The following is a 19,879-nucleotide window of genomic DNA, read 5'->3' as shown; positions in this document are numbered from 1 at the left end:
AGGAATACCTGAAGCGCGTGACGTCCGCCCTGCACCAGACTCGCCTTCGCCTGCGGGAGGTCGAGGCGAAGGACCGGGAGCCTATCGCGATCGTCGGGATGAGCTGCCGCTACGCCGGCGGCGTGCGCACTCCCGAGGCGCTCTGGGAGCTGCTCCGCGAGGGGAGGGACGCCATCGCCCCGCTCCCCGAGACCCGCGGTTGGAACCTCGACGAGCTCTACGATCCCGATCCCGACAAGAGGGGCAAGATCTACGTCCGCGAAGGCGGCTTCCTGCGCGACGCCGATGGCTTCGACGCCGCCTTCTTCGGTATCAGCCCCCGCGAGGCGCTCGCGATCGACCCTCAGCAGCGCCTGCTCCTCGAGACCTCCTATGAGGCGATCGAGCGCGCCGGGATCGAGCCCTCTTCACTTCATGGCAGCCAGACGGGCGTCTTCGTCGGCATCCTCGCGGCCGACTACGGATCGCGCCTCGGCGACAATCGCGGTGAGCTCGAGGGGTACATCGGGGTCGGCAGCGCCTTCAGCGTGGCGTCCGGGCGTATCGCCTACGCCTTGGGGCTGGAAGGCCCCGCCATCACCGTCGACACGGCCTGCAGCTCCTCCCTCGTCGCGCTCCACCTCGCCTGCCAGGCCTTGCGCCGTGGCGAGTGCACCCTCGCGCTGGCCGGCGGGGCCACCGTGATGTCCACGCCATTCACGCTCACCGAGTTTTGCCGGCTGCGCGGGCTCGCGGTCGACGGTCGCTCGCGAGCCTTCTCGGCGGACGCCAGCGGCTTCGGCGTGGCGGAGGGCGTCGGCATCCTGGCGCTCGCGCGGCTCGAAGACGCCCGGCGCCATGGCTATCCCATCCTCGCCCTCGTCCGCGGCTCCGCCGTCAACCAGGACGGCAGGAGCCAGGGCCTGACCGCGCCCAACGGTCCCTCTCAGCAGCGCGTCATCCAGGCGGCCCTCCAGAGCGCCCAGCTCTCCGCCGGAGATGTCGATGCCATCGAGGCCCACGGCACCGGGACCACCCTCGGCGACCCCATCGAGGCCCAGGCGCTGATCGCCGCCTACGGCAGAGCTCACTCCCGCGAGCAGCCCTTGTGGCTTGGCTCGATCAAGTCCAACCTCGGCCACACGCAAGCGGCCGCCGGGGTCGCCGGCGTCATCAAGATGGTCCTTTCCATGCAGCACGGGCTCTTGCCCAGGACCCTGCATGCGGACACCCCTTCCACCCATATCGACTGGTCCACAGGCACCGTCCAGCTCCTGAACGAGCCCATCGCCTGGCCGGAGAGCGGCCGTCCCCGCCGCGCCGGCGTGTCTGCCTTCGGCATCAGCGGCACCAATGCGCATGTCCTTCTGGAGCAGGCGCCTGCCCCCGCGCGCGCTGCTGCGGAAGCCAGCGAAGGCGCTGCTGCGGCTCCGGCAGCGCCATTGTGCCTGCTCGTATCCGGGAAGTCGGAGGTCGCGCTGCGGGCGCAGGCGGCAGCGCTGGGCGCGCACATCGAGGCGCATCCGGAGCAGTCGCTGAGCGACGTGGCGTGGTCGCTGGCCACGACGCGCACGCAGTTCGAGCACCGGGCGGTGGTCGTCGCGCGCGAGCGTGCGGAGGTGCTCTCGGCGCTTCACTCGCTCGCCGAGGGGGACGCTTCTCCCACGGTGGCCCTGGGGCAGGCGAGGAGCGCGGGGCGGGTGGTCTTCGTGTTCCCAGGCCAGGGCTCGCAGTGGGTGGGGATGGCGCGGAGCCTGATGGAGACGTCGGAGGTGTTTGGGAGGGAGATCGAGGCGTGCAGCGGAGCGCTGGGGCCGCATGTGGACTGGTCGCTGAAGGCTGTGCTGCGCGGAGAAGAGGGTAGCGCGTCGCTCGAGCGGGTGGACGTTGTGCAGCCGGTGCTGTTCGCGATGATGGTGTCGCTGGCAGCGGTGTGGCGGTCGATGGGGATCGAGCCTGAAGCGGTGGTGGGGCACAGCCAGGGGGAGGTGGCCGCGGCGGTGGTGGCCGGAGCGCTGTCGCTGGAGGATGGGGCGAAGGTCGTCGCGGTGCGCAGCCGATTGCTGCGGAGGCTGGAGGGCAAAGGGGCGATGGGTGCGGTGGAGCTGTCGGCTGCCGAGCTCGAGCCGCACCTGGCGCGTTACGGGAAGCGTGTGGGGATCGCGGCGTACAACGGTCCGAGCGCGACGCTTGTGTCGGGGGACGCGGAGGCGGTGGAGGCGCTGGTGTCGGAGCTGTCGGGCGCGCAGATCTTCGCGCGGAAGGTGCGCGTCAGCTACGCCTCGCACAGCACCCATGTCGACGAGATCCAGGGTGAGCTCTTGTCGGGGCTCGGCGAGCTTCATGCGCGCAAGGCAGTGCTTCCGTTCTACTCGACGGTGGAGGAGGAGCGGCTGTCGGGCGATGAGCTGTCGGCCGCGTACTGGGTGAAGAACCTGCGCGAGCCGGTGCGCTTCGTGCAGACGACGGACAAGCTCATCCGCGACGAGCATCGCTTTTTCATCGAGGTCAGCCCGCATCCGGTGTTGACGCTCGCGTTGCAGGCCTCGCTGCAAGCGTCCATTCCTCAGGGCGCCACGGCATGCTCGCTGCGCAACGACGACGGGACGCTGGGGCGCCTGTTGCTCTCGGTGGGTGAGCTGTTTGCGCGGGGCTTGGCCGTGGACTGGACCAAGATCTTGCCAGCCGGCCGCCGGGTGGAGCTTCCCACCTACGCGTTTCAGCGACAGCGCTACTGGCTGGAGGCGCCGAAGGGGCGCGCGACCGACGTCGCCTCGGCCGGGCTCGGTGCGGCGAATCATCCGCTGCTCGGCGCGGCGGTGACGCTGGCCGACGCCGATGGGCTATTGCTCACTGGACGTCTCTCGCTGGCGGAGCACCCGTGGCTCGCCGGGCACCGGGTTTACGACACGGTGCTCTTGCCGGGCACGGCGCTTGTGGAGGTTTGCCTGGTGGCAGCCCAGCATGTGGGGCTCAATTGCGTGGAGGAGCTGACGCTGGAGTCCCCCCTTGCCCTTCCGCCTCAGGGCGCGCTGCAGCTCCAGTTGTCGGTGGGGGCGCCCGACGAGGCGAGGCGCCGGGCGGTGACGATCCACACGCGGGCGGCGGAGGCAGGCCCCGAGGCGCCGTGGACCCGGCATGCGTCCGGCTGGCTGTGCCCTTCTGTCGCAGAAGCGCGCTTCGACATGGCGAACTGGCCGCCGGAAGGCGCGACGTCGCTGGACCTCGCCGGCTATTACGAACGTCTGGCCGAAGCGGGAGTCACGTACGGCAAAGACGACTTCCAGGGGCTGGTGGCGGCGTGGAGGCAGGGAGCCGACGTGCTGGCGGAAGTCTGCCTGCCGGCGGGCCTCGTGGAGACGGCGGGCGACTATGGCCTGCACCCGGCGCTCTTCGATGCCGCGCTGCACGCGCTGGCGCTGCTATCGGGCGATGAGATGACGACCTCCTTGCCCTTCGTGTTCGGAGGGGTGGGCCTGTACGCGACCGGCGCCTCTCGCCTGCGCGTGAGGCTGTCCTCCGGGGGTGGGGAGGGAGGGATCCAGGCGAGACTGGCCGACGCCGAGGGCAGGCCGGTCGCCCTCATCGAAGCGCTTCGCACGAGGCCTGTCTCTCCGACGCAGCTGCGCTCCTCGGTGCCTGCGGCGCGCGACGGGCTGTATCGTGTCGACTGGCCGACGCTGGCGGAGTGCTCTGCGCCGCCGCTGACGGGCGCGTGGGTGCTGCTCGGTGAAGGTCCGCGCGGGCTCACGGCGGCGCTGGAGGCGTCGTCGGTACGCGTCTGCCGCATGGCGGACCTCGAGGAGTTGAGCGCGGCGCTGGAGGGCGGCGACGAGGCGCCCGACCTTGTGCTCGTCCCGTGGGTGGGCGCGACGGGCGCGTCTCCGGCCGCCGTGCATGCCACGACCCATCGGGCCTTGTCGCTGTTGCAACGGTGGGTGAGCGACGAGCGGCTGTCGAGCACGCGGCTGGTGCTGCTGACGTGCCGAGCGATCGCGGCCGGAGCGGAGGAGGACGTGCTGGACCTGGAGCACGCGCCGCTCTGGGGCCTTGGTCGTACGGCGCAATCCGAGTACGGCGACCAGCCAATCCAGCTGGTCGATGTGGACGCGAGTGAGGCGTCGTTTGGGGCGTTGCCGTCGGCGCTGAATGCCGGCGAGCCGCAGCTTGCGTTGCGGGACGGAGCGGTGCGCGTGCCGCGGCTGGGGCGGCTCGGGGCGGGCGAGGTGCTGGCGATACCCCCGGGCGAGGCGTCGTATCACCTGGACATCCCGACGCGCGGGTCGCTCGATGGGCTGAGCTTCGTTGCGTCGTCGCATGGGAGCGCTCCGCTCGCGTCCGGGGAGGTTCGCATCGCGGTCCGCGCCGCCGGCCTCAACTTCCGCGATGTGCTCAACGCGCTGGGCATGTATCCCGGCGATGCTGGCCCCCTCGGGGCCGAGGGCGCGGGGGTGATCACCGAGGTTGGCCCGGGCGTGAGCGGCCTTGCCCCCGGCGACCGGGTGATGGGCATGTTCCCTCGGTCCATCGGCCCGCTGGCGGTAGCGGACGCGCGCATGGTGATCCGGATGCCCGAAGGTTGGTCGTTCGCGCAGGGCGCGGCGACGCCGGCGGTGTTCCTGACCGCCTACTACGCGCTTGTGGAGCTGGCGCGGCTCCAGCGCGGTGAGCGGCTGCTCGTGCATGCCGCGGCCGGAGGCGTGGGCATGGCCGCGGTCCAGCTGGCGCGTCATCTGGGGGCCGAGGTGTTCGGGACGGCGAGCGCGGGCAAGTGGGGCGTTCTGCGCACCCAGGGGCTCGAGGACAGTCACATCGGCTCGTCGCGTACGCTCGAGTTCGAGGAGCACTTCCGCCGCAGCACGCAGGGTCAGGGCGTCGACGTGGTGCTCAACAGCCTGGCGCGCGAGTACGTGGACGCGTCGCTGCGCTTGCTGCCGCGCGGCGGGCGGTTCATCGAGATGGGCAAGACTGACGTCCGCGAGGCGTCGTCGATCGCCAGGACCCACCCTGGAGTCCGCTACCGGGCCTTCGAGCTGGGCGAAGCGGGGCCCGAGCGGATTCAGCAGATGCTCCGGGAGCTGGTGACCTTGTTCGAGCGCGGGGTGCTCCAGCCCTTGCCGGTCCAGGCGTGGGACGCGCGCCGTGCGCGCGATGCGTTCCGCTACCTCGGACAGGCGCGTCACGTGGGCAAGCTCGTCCTCACGCTCCCTCGCGCGCTGGCGCCGGAGGGGACGGTGCTGATCACCGGGGGAACGGGGGGCCTCGGCGCGCTGCTGGCGCACCACCTCGTGGACACACATGCGGTCCGCCATCTGCTGCTCACCTCGCGTCAGGGCCTTGCGGCTCCGGGAGCCGGAGCGCTGCAAGCCGAGCTCGAAGGCAAAGGCGCCCAGGTCACCATCGCGGCGTGTGACGTGTCGGACCGAGAGGCCGTGGCGCACCTGCTGGCGTCCGTTCCGCAGGACCACCCGCTGACGGCGGTGATCCACGGCGCGGTCGTGCTGGACGACGGGGTGCTGAGCGCCCTGGACCCGGGGCGGGTGGATCGTGTGTTTCTGGCCAAGGTCGATGGGGCGATGCACCTGTCGGAGCTCACGCGCCCGCTGGACCTGTCATCGTTCGTGCTGTTCTCGTCGGGCGCCGGGGTCTTTGGTAACGCGGGGCAAGGCAGCTACGCGGCAGCGAATGTGTTCCTCGACGCGCTCGCGGCGCATCGCCGGGCGCAGGGGCTTTCGGGTCAGAGCCTCGCGTGGGGAGCGTGGGGAGAAGTGGGCCGAGCGGCGCGCCTTGCCGAGGCGGATCAAGCGCGGCTGCGCCGCCAGGGCGTGTTGCCCCTGTCGCCCCAGGAGGGACTTGCCCTGTTCGACGCGGCGCTCGGGCGCCCCGAGGCGCTGCTCGCGCCGCTCCGGCTCGATTTCGGGGCGTTGCGTGCCCAGACCTCAGCGCCGCGGCTTCTTCACGCGCTCGTGCGCACGTCGCCCCGGCGCGCGGCGGCGCATGGTCGCGGCGCGGCCTCGTCGCTCAAGCAGCGGCTCGCGGCCTTGCCTGCAACCGAGCGTGACAGGACGCTGCTCGAGCTGGTGCGCAACCAGGTGGCGCCGGTGCTTGGTCTATCCCATCCGGAGGCCCTCGACCCGGCGAGGCCGCTGCAGGAGCTCGGGCTCGACTCGCTCATGGCGGTGGAGCTGCGCAACCGGCTGGGCGCCGCCACCGACCTGCGCCTGCCCTCGACGCTGCTGTTCGACTACCCGACCGCCTCGGCGCTGGTGCAGAAGCTCTCGGCCGAGCTTCTGCCCAACGAGGGGTCGCCGCGGCCTGTGGCGCCTGCGCGTCAGGGGCTCCCGGACGCAGCGGCGGACGAGCCCATCGCCATCGTGGGCATGGCGTGCCGCTACCCGGGCGGGGTCACGACCCCTGAAGCCCTCTGGCAGGTCCTCGCCGACGGCATCGACGCGATCACGGCATTCCCCGGAGACCGTGGATGGGATCTCGACCGGCTCTATCACCCTGACCCCGATACCGTCGGCACCACGTACGCCCAGCGCGTCGGCTCGGTTGCCCATCCGGATTTGTTCGACAGCGACTTCTTCGGCCTGAGTCCCCGCGAGGCGGTGGCGATCGATCCCCAGCACCGGCTGCTGCTCGAGACCTCCTGGGAGGCCATCGAGCGCGCAGGCATCGCTCCATCCTCGCTGAACGAGAGCCCGACGGGCGTCTTCGTCGGCATCTGCTCCGACGATTACCAGCACCTCGCCCCGAGCGTGAATGTCGCCAAGGATGGTTACGCCATGCTCGGCACCGCCACCAGCATCGCCTCGGGCCGCATCGCGTACACGCTGGGGCTGCAGGGCCCCGCCGTCAGCGTCGACACCGCTTGCAGCTCCTCGCTGGTGGGGATCCACCTCGCTTGCCAGGCGCTGCGCGCGGGGGAGTGCACGTTGGCCTTGGCCGGGGGGGCGACCATCTTTGCCACCCCGAACGGCCTTATCACCTTCAGCCGGCTCAAGGCGCTCGCCCCCGATGGTCGGAGCAAGGCCTTCTCGGCAGCCGCGGACGGCATGGGCTGGTCGGAGGGGGTCGGCATGCTGCTGCTGGAGCGGCTCTCGGACGCTCGCCGCAACAATCGTCCCGTGCTGGCGCTGATCCGTGGATCGGCTATCAACCAGGACGGGCGCAGCCAGGGGTTGACAGCCCCCAACGGCCCCGCCCAGGAGCGCGTGATCCAGAAGGCGCTCGAGAGCTCCGGGCTGTCGCCGGCCGACGTCGACGCGGTGGAGGCCCATGGGACCGGCACTGCGCTTGGAGACCCCATCGAGGCCCACGCGCTGTTCGCGACCTATGGGCAAGGCCATTCGAGCGAGCGCCCTCTTTGGCTTGGATCCATCAAGTCCAACCTGGGCCATACCCAGGCGGCCGCTGGCGTCGCCGGGGTGATGAAGATGGTCCTTGCCATGCAGCACGGGCTCTTGCCGAGGACCTTGCACGCGGAGACGCCGTCCTCTTACATCGACTGGTCCAAGGGCACCGTCCGGCTCCTGAACGAACCCATCGCCTGGCGAGAGGGCGGCCATCCGCGCCGCGCTGGCGTGTCGTCCTTCGGCATCAGCGGCACCAATGCGCACGTCCTTCTTGAGGAGGCCCCGGCGCCGGAGCGACCTGCAGGCGCAGAGCAGAGCGCAAGCGCGCGCGGGGAGTGGGCTGGGCCGTTGCCGGTGCTGGTGTCCGGGAAATCGGAGGCAGCGCTGCGGGCGCAAGCGGCGGAGCTGTGCGCGCATGTCGAGGCGCACCCGGAGCAGCTGCTGAGCGACGTGGCGTATTCGCTGGCGACGGCGCGGACGCACTTCAAGCACCGGGCGGTGGTGGTGGCGAGTGAGGCTGCCGCGCTGCGGGCGGCGCTGGGCGCGCTGGGCGAGGGCAAGCCTTGTGCGGGCATGGCGGTGGGGCAGGCGAGGGAGGGGGGTCGACTGGCCATGCTGTTCACCGGCCAGGGCAGCCAGCGCCCCGGGATGGGCCGGGAGCTGTACGACGCCTATCCTGCGTTCCGGGACGCGCTGGACGCGGTGTGCGCGCAGCTGGACGGGCACCTGGACCGACCGCTGCTCGAGGTGATGTTCAGCGCCGAGGGCTCGGACGAGGCGGCGCTGCTCGACCAGACGGCGTTCACGCAGCCCGCGCTGTTCGCGCTGGAGGTGGCGCTGTATCGGCTGTGGGAGGGCTGGGGAGTCAAGCCGGATGTGCTGCTGGGGCACTCGATCGGGGAGATCGCGGCGGCGCAGGTGTCCGGGGTGCTGTCGCTCGGGGACGCGTGCACGCTGGTGGCGGCGCGTGGTCGGTTGATGCAGGCGCTGCCGCGCGGGGGAGCGATGATCGCGGTGCAGGCCTCGGAGGAGGAGGCGCGAGGCCTGTTGAACGGGCACGCGGGCCGCGTGGACGTGGCCGGGCTCAACGGCCCCCGGTCGACGGTGCTGTCCGGGGATGAAGAGGCCGTGGTGGAGGTGGGCAAGAAGCTGGAAGCCCAGGGCCGCAAGGCGACGCGGCTGATGGTCAGCCACGCGTTTCATTCTCCGCACATGGAGGGGATGCTGGAGGAGTTCCGCAGCGTGGTGCAGGGGCTGCGGTTCTCGGCGGGGAGCATCCCGCTGGTGTCGAACGTGACGGGGAGGCGAGCGAGCGCGGAGGAGCTGAGCTCTCCGGACTACTGGGTCATGCACGTGAGGCAAGCGGTGCGCTTCCTGGAGGGCGTGCGGACGCTGGAAGCGGAGGGAGTGACGAGCTTCCTGGAGGTGGGGCCGCATGGCGTGTTGTGCGGCCTGGCGGCCGACTGCCTGTCGGAGGAGGCGCAGCGCGGGGCGGTGTTGCTGCCGTCGCTGCGCAAGGGGAGCGCCGAGGTGGAGGCGCTGACCGCGGCGGTGGGAGGGCTGCACGCGCGAGGGGTCGCGCTCGACTGGCAGCGTTACTTTGCGCCGCTCGGCGCGCGGCGGGTGGCGCTGCCCACGTACGTGTTCCAGCGCGAGCGCTACTGGCTGGAGAACACGAGCGCGCACCGCGCCGAAGCCGCCGAGGGCTCATCCTCGGCGACCGACGCTGGCTTCTGGGAGGCGGTGGACAGGAGCGACGTCGACGCCCTGGCGCAGACGCTGCGTGTGGAGGACAAGGACCAGCAGGCATCGCTCGCGAGCTTGCTGCCGGCGCTGTCGACGTGGCGGCGGAAGCAAAAGGACCAGGGCACGGTGGATGCGTGGCGTTACCGTGTCCTCTGGAAGCCGGCGTCGCTGGGGCCGAAGGGAGACGTGTCGGGGACGTGGCTGCTGGTGGTGTCGACGGCCGCTGACCTCGTCGCCCCCTTGACGGAAGCGCTCACGGCGGCCGGCGCGACGGTCGTGGTCTGCGCGGTCTCCGCGGCGGAGACCGACCGCGCCCGGCTGGCCGCGCAGCTGCGCCAGGCGCTCGGCGAGGGCGTCGCGGCGCGCGGCGTGCTCTCGCTGCTCGCGCTGGACGAGACCCCGCTGCCCGAGCAGCCCGCCTTGCAGAGCGGCGTGACGCTCTCGCTGGTGCAAGCGCTCGGCGACGCTGGCATCGAAGCGCCACTCTGGCTCCTGACGCGCGGAGCGGTCTCCGTGACGAGCGCCGAGCCGCTGACTCACCCGTTGCAGGCGCTCCTCTGGGGGCTTGGTCGTGTGGTCTCCCTCGAGCACCCCGAGCGCTTCGGTGGATTGCTCGATCTGCCTCCCACGCTGGATTCCATGGCGAGAGAGCGGCTCGTGTCTGCGCTCGGCAATCAAGCGTCGGAAGACCAGCTCGCATTGCGTTCAACAGGCCTGTTCGCGCGCCGGCTCGTGCGCGCGCCGCTGGGAGATGCGGCGTCCGTCCGAGCCTGGAGGCCGAGCGGGACCGCGCTGATCACCGGCGGAACGGGCGCGCTCGGCGCGCACGTCGCGCGCTGGCTCGCCCGGCGCGGCGCCGAGCACCTGGTGCTGATCAGCCGTCGTGGTCCCGAGGCCCCCGGCGCCGCCGATCTTGCCGCCGAGCTCACGACCCTCGGGGCGCGCGTCACCATCGCGGCCTGCGATGCGGCCGACCGCGACGCGCTGAGCAAGGTCCTCGAGCTCATCCCCGAGGACGCTCCTCTCACGGCTGTCTTCCATACCGCCGGTGTGCTCGATGATGGTGTGCTCGGCGCCCTCACCCCCGAGCGTATGGAGCGCGCGTTTTCGCCCAAGGTGGATGCCACCTTGAACCTTCACGTGCTGACCCGCGCGCTCGACCTCTCGGCCTTCGTGCTCTTCTCCTCGCTCGCAGGGGTCCTCGGCAATGCGGGGCAGGGCAACTACGCCGCCGCCAACGCTTTCCTCGACGCGCTGGCCGACCACCGCCGGGCCCTCGGCCTTGCCGCCACCTCCGTGGCCTGGGGCGCCTGGGCTGATGGCGGAATGGTCGACAGGACGGTTGTGGGCCGGCTCCGCGGCGGTGGTGTCTCTGCGATGCCGCCCGAGCTGGCGCTCACCGCGCTCGAGCAGGCGCTGGGCCGCGATGAGTCCGCGCTGGTCGTCTCGGACATGGACTGGGCGCGCTTCGCGCCGTCGTTCGCCGCAGGGCGCCCGCGCCCGCTGCTCGATGAGCTGCCCGAAGCGCAGCAGGCTCTGGCCGGACTGGATCTTCTCTCGCTCCGCGAGCGCGAAGCGCCGCTCATGGCTCGCCTCCGTGCCCTGGCAGCGCGCGAGCAGCGCGAGCATCTGCTCTCCGTGGTCAAGGGCCATGTCGCCGCGGTCCTCGGCCACGCCGACGTCGCTTCGATCGACCCCGACCGGGGCTTTTCCGACCTTGGCCTCGACTCCCTCATGGCGGTCGAGCTGCGTCGACGGCTTCAGCAGGAGACCTCGGCGTCCCTGCGAGCGACGGTGGTCTTCGACCAGCCTTCGCCCCGGCGGCTCGCCGGGTTCCTGCATGACGCCCTTCTGCCGCGCCTCGGTCAAGACGCCCGCGCCGCCGTGGAGGAGGGGAGCCCGCGCGCGGCCTCCGCGGCCGGCGACGACCCGATCGCCATCGTCGGCGTCGGGCTGCGGCTGCCCGGAGGCGCGGTGGATCTGGAGAGCTTCTGGAGCGTGCTCTCGCAGGGGATCGACGCCGCCGGGCCGATCCCGGTGATGCGCTGGAACGCCGAGGAGATGTACGACCCGGATCCCGAGGCGAAGGGCAAGAGCTACGTCCGCGAGGCGAGCTTCATCGAGGGGGTTGACGTGTTTGATGCCACGTTCTTTGGCATCAGCCCGCGGGAGGCGAGGCACATCGATCCGCAGCACCGGCTGTTGCTCGAGGCGGCATGGCAGGCGCTGGAGCAGGCTGGGGTGGTCCCGGCGTCGCTGAAGGACTCGCAGACGGGCGTCTTCGTGGGCATCGGAGCGAGCGAGTACGCGCTCCTCCAGGGCAACTCCGGCGAGGGGGAGGCCTATACCATCATGGGGACGGCCACCTCGTTTGCCGCCGGTCGCCTCGCCTTCACCCTGGGGCTGCAGGGGCCAGCGCTCTCGGTCGACACCGCCTGTTCGTCGTCGCTCGTGGCGATGCACCTCGCCTGTCAGGCGTTGCGGAAGCGCGAGTGCGGCCTCGCGCTCGCCGCCGGTGTGCAGGTGATGCTCGCCGCCGAATCCTTCCAGCTCCTCTCCCGCACGCGGGCGGCTGCCGGCGACGGCCGCTCGAAGACGTTCTCCGCGAACGCCGACGGCTATGGCCGGGGCGAGGGCGTCGTGGTCGTCGCGCTCTCTCGCTTGAGCGACGCGCGCGCGCAGGGCCTCCCGGTGCTCGCCCTGGTCCGGGGCAGCGCGATCAACCACGATGGAGAGAGCAGCGGGATCACCGCCCCCAACGGCACCTCGCAGCAGAAGGTGCTGCGGGCAGCGCTCCAGGACGCGCGGCTTTCGCCGGCGGAGGTCGACGTCGTGGAGTGCCACGGCACGGGCACGTCGCTGGGCGACCCGATCGAGGTGCAGGCCCTGGCCGCGGTCTATGGTCAAGGGCGTCCTGCGGATCAGCCGCTGCTGCTGGGTGCGGTCAAGACCAACATCGGTCACCTGGAGAGCGGTGCCGGGCTCGCGGGTCTCGCCAAGATGGTCGCGGCGCTGCGGCACGAGGCGTTGCCAGCGACGCTGCACACGACGCCCCGGAATCCGTACATCGAGTGGGACGCGCTGCCGGTGCGTGTGGTCGATACCCTCGAGCCGTGGCCGCGCCGCCCGGACGGTCGCCCCCGGCGCGCGGGCGTGTCCGCCTTCGGTCTGTCGGGCACCAACGCGCATATCGTGCTCGAGGAGGCTCCAGCGCTGGAGGGGAGCGCTGCCGGGCAAGAAAACGAAGGGGCGCCGGCGGCGTGGGATGGGCCGTTGGCGCTCCTGGTGTCAGGCAAGTCGGAGGCGGCGCTGCGGGCGCAGGCGGCAGCGCTGAGCGCGCACATCGAGGCGCATCCGGAGCAGTCGCTGAGCGACGTGGCGTGGTCGCTGGCGACGACGCGCACGCAGTTCGAGCACCGGGCGGTGGTGGTGGCGCGCGAGCGCGCGATGGTGCTCGATGCGCTGGGCGCGCTCGGCGAGGGCAAGGCCTCGCCGAGCGCGGCGCAGGGGCAGGCGAGGAGCGCGGGGAAGACGGTCTTCGTGTTCCCGGGCCAGGGCTCGCAGTGGGTGGGGATGGCGCGGAGCCTGATGGGGACGTCGGAGGTGTTTAGGAGGGAGATCGAGGCGTGCAGCGGAGCGCTGGGGCCGCATGTGGACTGGTCGCTGGCGGCGGTGCTGCGCGGAGAAGAGGGGAGCGCGTCGCTCGAGCGGGTGGACGTGGTGCAGCCGGTGCTGTTCGCGATGATGGTGTCGCTGGCAGCGGTGTGGCGGTCGATGGGGGTCGAGCCGGAAGCTGTGGTGGGGCACAGCCAGGGAGAGGTCGCGGCGGCGGTGGTGGCCGGGGCGCTGTCGCTGGAGGAGGGGGCGAAGGTCGTCGCGGTGCGCAGCCGATTGCTCCGTAGGCTGGAGGGCAAAGGGGCGATGGGTGCGGTGGAGCTGTCGGCAGCCGAGCTCGATCCACACCTCGCGCGTTACGGGAAGCGTGTAGGGATAGCGGCGTACAACGGTCCGAGCGCGACGCTCGTGTCGGGGGACGCGGAGGCGGTGGAGGCGCTGGTGTCGGAGCTGTCGGGCGCGCAGATCTTCGCGCGGAAGGTGCGCGTCAGCTACGCTTCGCACAGCAGCCATGTCGACGAGATCCAGGAGGAGCTCTTGTCGGCGCTGGGCGAGCTTCATCCGCGCAAGGCAGTGCTTCCGTTCTACTCGACGGTGGAGCAGGAGCGGCTGTCGGGCGATGAGCTGTCGGCCGCGTACTGGGTGAAGAACCTGCGCGAGCCGGTGCGCTTCGCGCAGACCACGAATCAGCTGCTGAGCGAGCAACATCGCTTCTTCATCGAGGTCAGCCCACATCCGGTGCTGGCGCTCGCGTTGCAGGCCTCGCTGCACGCCTCGAAGGCGCAAGGAGCGGTGGTAGGCTCGCTGCGCAACGACGACGGGACGCTGGGGCGCCTGTTGCTCTCGGTGGGTGAGCTGTTTGCGCGGGGCTTGGCCGTGGACTGGACCAAGATCTTGCCAGCCGGCCGCCGGGTGGAGCTTCCCACCTACGCGTTTCAGCGACAGCGCTACTGGCTGGAGGCGCCGAAGGGGCGCGCGACCGACGTCGCCTCGGCCGGGCTCGGTGCGGCGAATCATCCGCTGCTCGGCGCGGCGGTGACGCTGGCCGACGCCGATGGGCTATTGCTCACTGGACGTCTCTCGCTCGCGGAGCACCCGTGGCTCGCCGGGCACCGGGTTTACGACACGGTGCTCTTGCCGGGCACGGCGCTTGTGGAGCTGTGCCTGGCGGCGGCGCAGCATGTGGGTCTCGGCTGGGTGGAGGAGCTGACGCTGGAGTCCCCCCTGGCCCTTCCGCCTCAGGGCGCGCTGCAGCTCCAGTTGTCGGTGGGGGCGCCCGACGAGGCGAGGCGCCGGGCGGTGACGATCCACACGCGGGCGGCGGAGGCAGGCTCCGAGGCGCCGTGGACCCGTCATGCGTCCGGCTGGCTGGGCCCTTCTGTCGCAGAAGCGCGCTTCGACATAGCGAGCTGGCCGCCGGCAGGCGCGACGTCGCTGGACCTCGCCGGCTATTACGAACGTCTGGCCGAAGCTGGGATCACGTACGGCAAAGACGACTTCCAGGGGCTCGTGGCGGCGTGGCGGCAGGGAGCCGACGTGCTGGCGGAAGTCTGCCTGCCGGCGGGCCTCGTGGAGACGGCGGGCGACTATGGCCTGCACCCGGCGCTCTTCGATGCCGCGCTGCACGCGCTGGCGCTGCTATCGGGCGATGAGATGACGACGTCCTTGCCCTTCGTGTTCGGAGGGGTCGGCCTGTACGCGACCGGCGCCTCTCGCCTGCGCGTGAGGCTGTCCTCCGGGGATAGGGAGGGAGCGATCCAGGCGAGGCTGGCCGACGCCGAGGGCAGGCCAGTCGCCCTCATCGAAGCGCTCCGCACGAGGCCAGTCTCTCCGACGCAGCTGCGCTCATCGGTACCTACGGCGCGCGACGGGCTGTATCGTGTCGACTGGACGGCGCTGGCGGAGTGCTCCGCGCCGCCGCTGACGGGCGCGTGGGTGCTGCTCGGTGAAGGTCCGCGCGGGCTCACGGCGGCGCTGGAGGCGTCGTCAGTGCGCCTGTCCCGCATGGCGGACCTCGAGGCGTTGAGCGCGGCGCTGGAGGGGGGCGAGGAGGCGCCCGAGCTTGTGCTCGTCCCGTGGGTGGGCGCGACGGGCGCGTCTCCGGCCGCCGTGCATGCCACGACCCATCGGGCCTTGTCGCTGTTGCAGCGGTGGGTGAGCGACGAGCGGCTGTCGAGCACGCGGCTGGTGCTGCTGACGTGCCGAGCGATCGCGGCCGGAGCGGAGGAGGATGTGCTGGACCTGGAGCACGCACCGCTCTGGGGCCTCGGTCGCACGGCGCAATCCGAGTACAGCGACCAGCCAATCCAGCTGGTCGATGTGGACGCGAGTGAGGCGTCGTTTGGGGCGTTGCGGTCGGCGCTGAACGCCGGCGAGCCGCAGCTTGCGTTGCGCGACGGAGGGGTGCGTGTGCCGCGGCTGGGGCGGCTCACGGCGGGCGAGGTGCTGGTGCCGCCCCCGGGCGAGGCGTCGTATCACCTGGACATCCCGACGCGCGGGTCGCTCGATGGGCTGAGCTTCGTCGCGTCGTCGCACGGGAGCGCTCCGCTCGCGTCCGGGCAGGTTCGCATCGCGGTCCGCGCCGCCGGCCTCAACTTCCGCGATGTGCTCAACGCGCTGGGCATGTATCCCGGCGATGCAGGCCCGCTCGGGCTCGAGGGCGCGGGCGTGATCACCGAGGTTGGACCGGACGTGCAAGGGCTGCTCCCCGGCGACCGGGTGATGGGCATGTTCCCTCGGTCCATCGGCCCGCTGGCGGTAGCGGACGCTCGGATGGTGATCCGGATGCCCGAAGGTTGGTCCTTCGCGCAGGGCGCGGCGACCCCGAGCGCCTTTGTCACGGCCTACTATGCGCTTGTGGAGCTGGCGCGCCTCCAGCCCGGCGAGCGGCTGCTGGTGCATGCCGCGGCCGGAGGCGTGGGCATGGCCGCGGTCCAGCTGGCGCGTCATCTGGGGGCCGAGGTGTTCGGGACGGCCAGCGCTGGGAAGTGGAGCGTGCTGCGCGGGCAGGGGCTTACGGACAGCCACATCGGCTCGTCGCGCACGCTCGGGTTCGAGGAGCACTTCGGTCGCACCACGCAGGGTCAGGGCGTGGACGTGGTGCTCAACAGCCTCGCGCGCGAGTACGTGGACGCCTCGCTGCGCCTGTTGCCGCGCGGAGGGCGGTTCATCGAGATGGGCAAGACCGACGTCCGCGAGGCGCCGTCGATCGCCAAAACCCACCCTGGAGTCCGCTACCAGGCCTTCGACCTCACCGAGCTGTCCCCCGACCACATTCAGCAGATGCTCCGGGAGCTTGTGACCTTGTTCGAGCGCGGGGTGCTCCAGCCCTTGCCGGTCCAGGCGTGGGACGCGCGTCGGGCGCCCGAGGCGTTCCGCTTCTTCGGACAGGCGCGTCACGTGGGCAAGCTGGTGCTCACGATGCCGCGCGCGCTGGCGCCGGAGGGGACGGTGCTGATCACCGGGGGAACGGGGGGCCTCGGCGCGCTGCTGGCGCGCCACCTCGTGGACACACATGGGGTCCGCCATCTGCTGCTCACCTCGCGTCAGGGCCTTGCGGCTCCGGGAGCCGGAGCGCTGCAAGCCGAGCTCGAAGGCAAAGGCGCCCAGGTCACCATCGCGGCGTGTGACGTGTCGGACCGAGAGGCCGTGGCGCACCTGCTGGCGTCCGTTCCGCAGGACCACCCGCTGACGGCGGTGATCCACGGCGCGGTCGTGCTGGACGACGGGGTGCTGAGCGCCCTGGACCCGGGGCGGGTGGATCGTGTGTTTCTGGCCAAGGTCGATGGGGCGATGCACCTGTCGGAGCTCACGCGCCCGCTGGACCTGTCATCGTTCGTGCTGTTCTCGTCGGGCGCCGGGGTCTTTGGTAACGCGGGGCAAGGCAGCTACGCGGCAGCGAATGTGTTCCTCGACGCGCTCGCGGCGCATCGCCGGGCGCAGGGGCTTTCGGGTCAGAGCCTCGCGTGGGGAGCGTGGGGTGAAGTGGGCCGAGCGGCGCGCCTTGCCGAGGCGGATCAAGCGCGGCTGCGCCGCCAGGGCGTGTTGCCCTTGTCGCCCCAGGAGGGACTTGCCCTGTTCGACGCGGCGCTCGGGCGCCCCGAGGCGCTGCTCGCGCCGCTCCGGCTCGATTTCGGGGCGTTGCGGGCCCAGGCCTCAGCGCCGCGGCTTCTTCACGCGCTCGTGCGCACGTCGCCCCGGCGCGCGGCGGCGCATGGTCGCGGCGCGGCCTCGTCGCTCAAGCAGCGGCTCGCGGCCTTGCCTGCAACCGAGCGCGACAAGACGCTGCTCGAGTTCGTGCGCAACCAGGTGGCGCCGGTGCTTGGTCTATCCCATCCGGAGGCCCTCGACCCGGCGAGGCCGCTGCAGGAGCTCGGGCTCGACTCGCTCATGGCGGTGGAGCTGCGCAACCGGCTGGGGGCCGCCACCGACCTGCGCCTGCCCTCGACGCTGCTGTTCGACCACCCGACCGCCTCGGCGCTCGTGAGGATCCTGCGCACGAAGCTGGCCGTTGATGCGCCGGCGGAGTCACCGACCGTCTTCGGTGAGCTCAACAAGCTCGAGAGCCTTCTCCTGCACGGGGACCACGACGAACGCACGCGGCAGGCCGCCGCCGCACGCCTGCAGGCGCTCCTGGCGAAGCTGACGGTGAAGGCGCCGGCCGACACGAGCCTCGCTCAACAGATTGACTCCGCCGACGACGACCAGCTGTTCGCGTTGATTGACCAGGATCTCGACGCCCAGGGAATCGCTTATGAGTAACGAGTCGAAGCTCCGTGAATACCTCAAGCGCGTCACTCATCAGCTCCATGAGACTCGTCAGCTGCTGCGAGAGGCGGAGACCAGGTCGCACGAACCCATCGCCATCGTGGGGATGGCGTGCCGCTATCCGGGGGGCGCCACGACCCCCGAGGCGCTCTGGCAGCTGCTCGCTCTGGGAGCCGACGCAATCACGGGCTTCCCCGGAGACCGCGGATGGGATCTCGACCGGCTGTACAGCCCGGACCCCGATCACGTCGGCACCACCTACTCCCGGCGCGTCGGCTTCGTCGCCCGCCCGGACTTGTTTGACAGCGACTTCTTCGGCCTGAGTCCCCGCGAGGCCGTGGCGGTCGGTCCTCAGCACCGGCTGCTGCTCGAGTCCTCCTGGGAAGCGATCGAGCGCGCAGGCATAGACCCCTCGTCTCTCCACGAGAGCTCTACAGGGGTATTCATCGGCATCTGCTCCGACGACTACCAGGAGCTCGCCCCGAGCCTGGAGGTCGCCAAGGACGGCTACAGCTTGCTTGGCACCGTCACCAGCATCGCCTCGGGCCGGATCGCGTACACCCTCGGGCTGCAAGGCCCCGCGGTCAGCATCGATACCGCCTGCAGCTCCTCGCTGGTCGCGATCCACCTGGCTTGCCAGGCGCTGCGCGCGGGCGAGTGCACGATGGCCTTGGCCGGAGGCGCCAGCGTCTTTGCGACGCCCGGCGGGCTCATCGGCTTCAGCCGCCTCAAGGCGCTCGCCGCGGATGGTCGATGCAAGGCCTTCTCCGCAGCCGCGGACGGCATGGGCTGGTCGGAGGGCGCCGGCATGCTGCTGCTGGAGCGGCTCTCGGACGCCCGCCGCAACGGTCATCCGGTGCTGGCGCTCATCCGCGGCTCGGCCACCAACCAGGATGGGCGCAGCCAGGGATTGACGGCGCCGAGCGGCCCCGCCCAGGAGCGGGTGATCCAGAAGGCCCTCGAGAACGCCGGACTCTCGCCGGCGGACGTGGACGTGGTGGAAGCGCACGGGACCGGCACCGCGCTGGGCGACCCGATCGAGGCCCACGCGCTGCTCGCGACGTATGGTCAGGAGCGTTCGAGCGAGCGGCCGCTGTGGCTTGGCACGATCAAGTCCAACCTGGGCCACACCCAGGCGGCGGCCGGCGTCGCGGGCGTCATCAAGATGGTGCTCTCGATGCAGCACGGGCTGTTGCCCAAGACGCTGCACGCCGACCCTCCGTCGCCCCATATCGACTGGTCTGCGGGCACGGTGCGGCTGCTGACCGAGCCGGCCGTGTGGCTGGAGAGTGGCCACCCGCGCCGTGCCGGAGTGTCCTCGTTCGGCATCAGCGGCACCAATGCCCATGTCATCGTGGAGGAAGCGCCCGCGCCGGAGAGCGCTGCCGGGCAAGAAAACGAAGGGGCGCCGGCGGCCTGGGATGGGCCGTTGGCGCTCCTCTTGTCAGGCAAGTCGGAGGCGGCGCTGCGGGCGCAGGCGGCAGCGCTGAGCGCGCACATCGAGGCGCATCCGGAGCAGTCGCTGAGCGACGTGGCGTGGTCGCTGGCCACGACGCGCACGCGGTTCGAGCACCGGGCGGTGGTGGTGGCGCGCGAGCGCGCGATGGTGCTCGATGCGCTGGGCGCGCTCGGCGAGGGCAAGGCCTCGCCGAGCGCGGCGCAGGGGCAGGCGAGGAGCGCGGGGCGGGTGGTCTTCGTGTTCCCAGGCCAGGGCTCGCAGTGGGTGGGGATGGCGCGGAGCCTGATGGAGACGTCGGAGGTGTTTGGGAGGGAGATCGAGGCGTGCAGCGGAGCGCTGGGGCCGCATGTGGACTGGTCGTTGACGGCGGTGCTGCGCGGAGAAGAGGGGAGCGCGTCGCTGGAGCGGGTGGACGTTGTGCAGCCGGTGCTGTTCGCGATGATGGTGTCGCTGGCAGCGGTGTGGCGGTCGATGGGGATCGAGCCTGAAGCGGTGGTGGGGCACAGCCAGGGAGAGGTGGCCGCGGCGGTGGTGGCCGGTGCGCTGTCGCTGGAGGAGGGGGCGAAGGTCGTCGCGGTGCGCAGCCGATTGCTCCGTAGGCTGGAGGGCAAAGGGGCGATGGGTGCGGTGGAGCTGTCGGCAGCCGAGCTCGAGCCTCACCTCGCGCGTTACGGGAAGCGTGTGGGTATCGCGGCGTACAACGGTCCGAGCGCGACGCTTGTGTCGGGGGACGCGGAGGCGGTGGAGGCGCTGGTGTCGGAGCTGTCAGGCGCGCAGATCTTCGCGCGGAAGGTGCGCGTCAGCTACGCCTCGCACAGCACCCATGTCGACGAGATCCAGGGTGAGCTCTTGTCGGCGCTGGGCGAGCTTCATGCGCGCAAGGCAGTGCTTCCGTTCTACTCGACCGTGGAGGAGGAGCGGCTGTCGGGCGATGAGCTGTCGGCCGCCTACTGGG

At 71.3% G+C, this 19,879-nt stretch carries 1 protein-coding gene and 1 pseudogene (1 of these 2 cut by a window edge); both read left to right on the top strand.

Annotation, left to right across the window (positions count from 1 at the left end; all coding sequences use genetic code 11):
• Positions 1 to 11: 11 nt before the first annotated feature.
• A pseudogene (locus tag WMF43_RS31820) lies at positions 12 to 17,459 on the top strand (type I polyketide synthase); the annotation flags it as partial.
• Positions 17,452 to 19,879, top strand: the 5' portion of a protein-coding gene (locus WMF43_RS31815) for a type I polyketide synthase (protein ID WP_437670502.1). 14,195 nt of this gene lie beyond the right edge of the window; the window shows 2,428 of its 16,623 coding nt (coding positions 1-2,428); its start codon is at positions 17,452 to 17,454; the stop codon falls past the right edge of the window. The pseudogene WMF43_RS31820 and the gene WMF43_RS31815, both read left to right, overlap by 8 nt.

The organism is Sorangium sp. So ce131, assembly GCF_051519095.1.
Classification (GTDB): domain Bacteria; phylum Myxococcota_A; class Polyangia; order Polyangiales; family Polyangiaceae; genus Sorangium.
The sequence above is the reverse complement of the archived record's forward strand: the minus strand, read 5'-3'. Positions and strand labels throughout refer to the sequence as shown.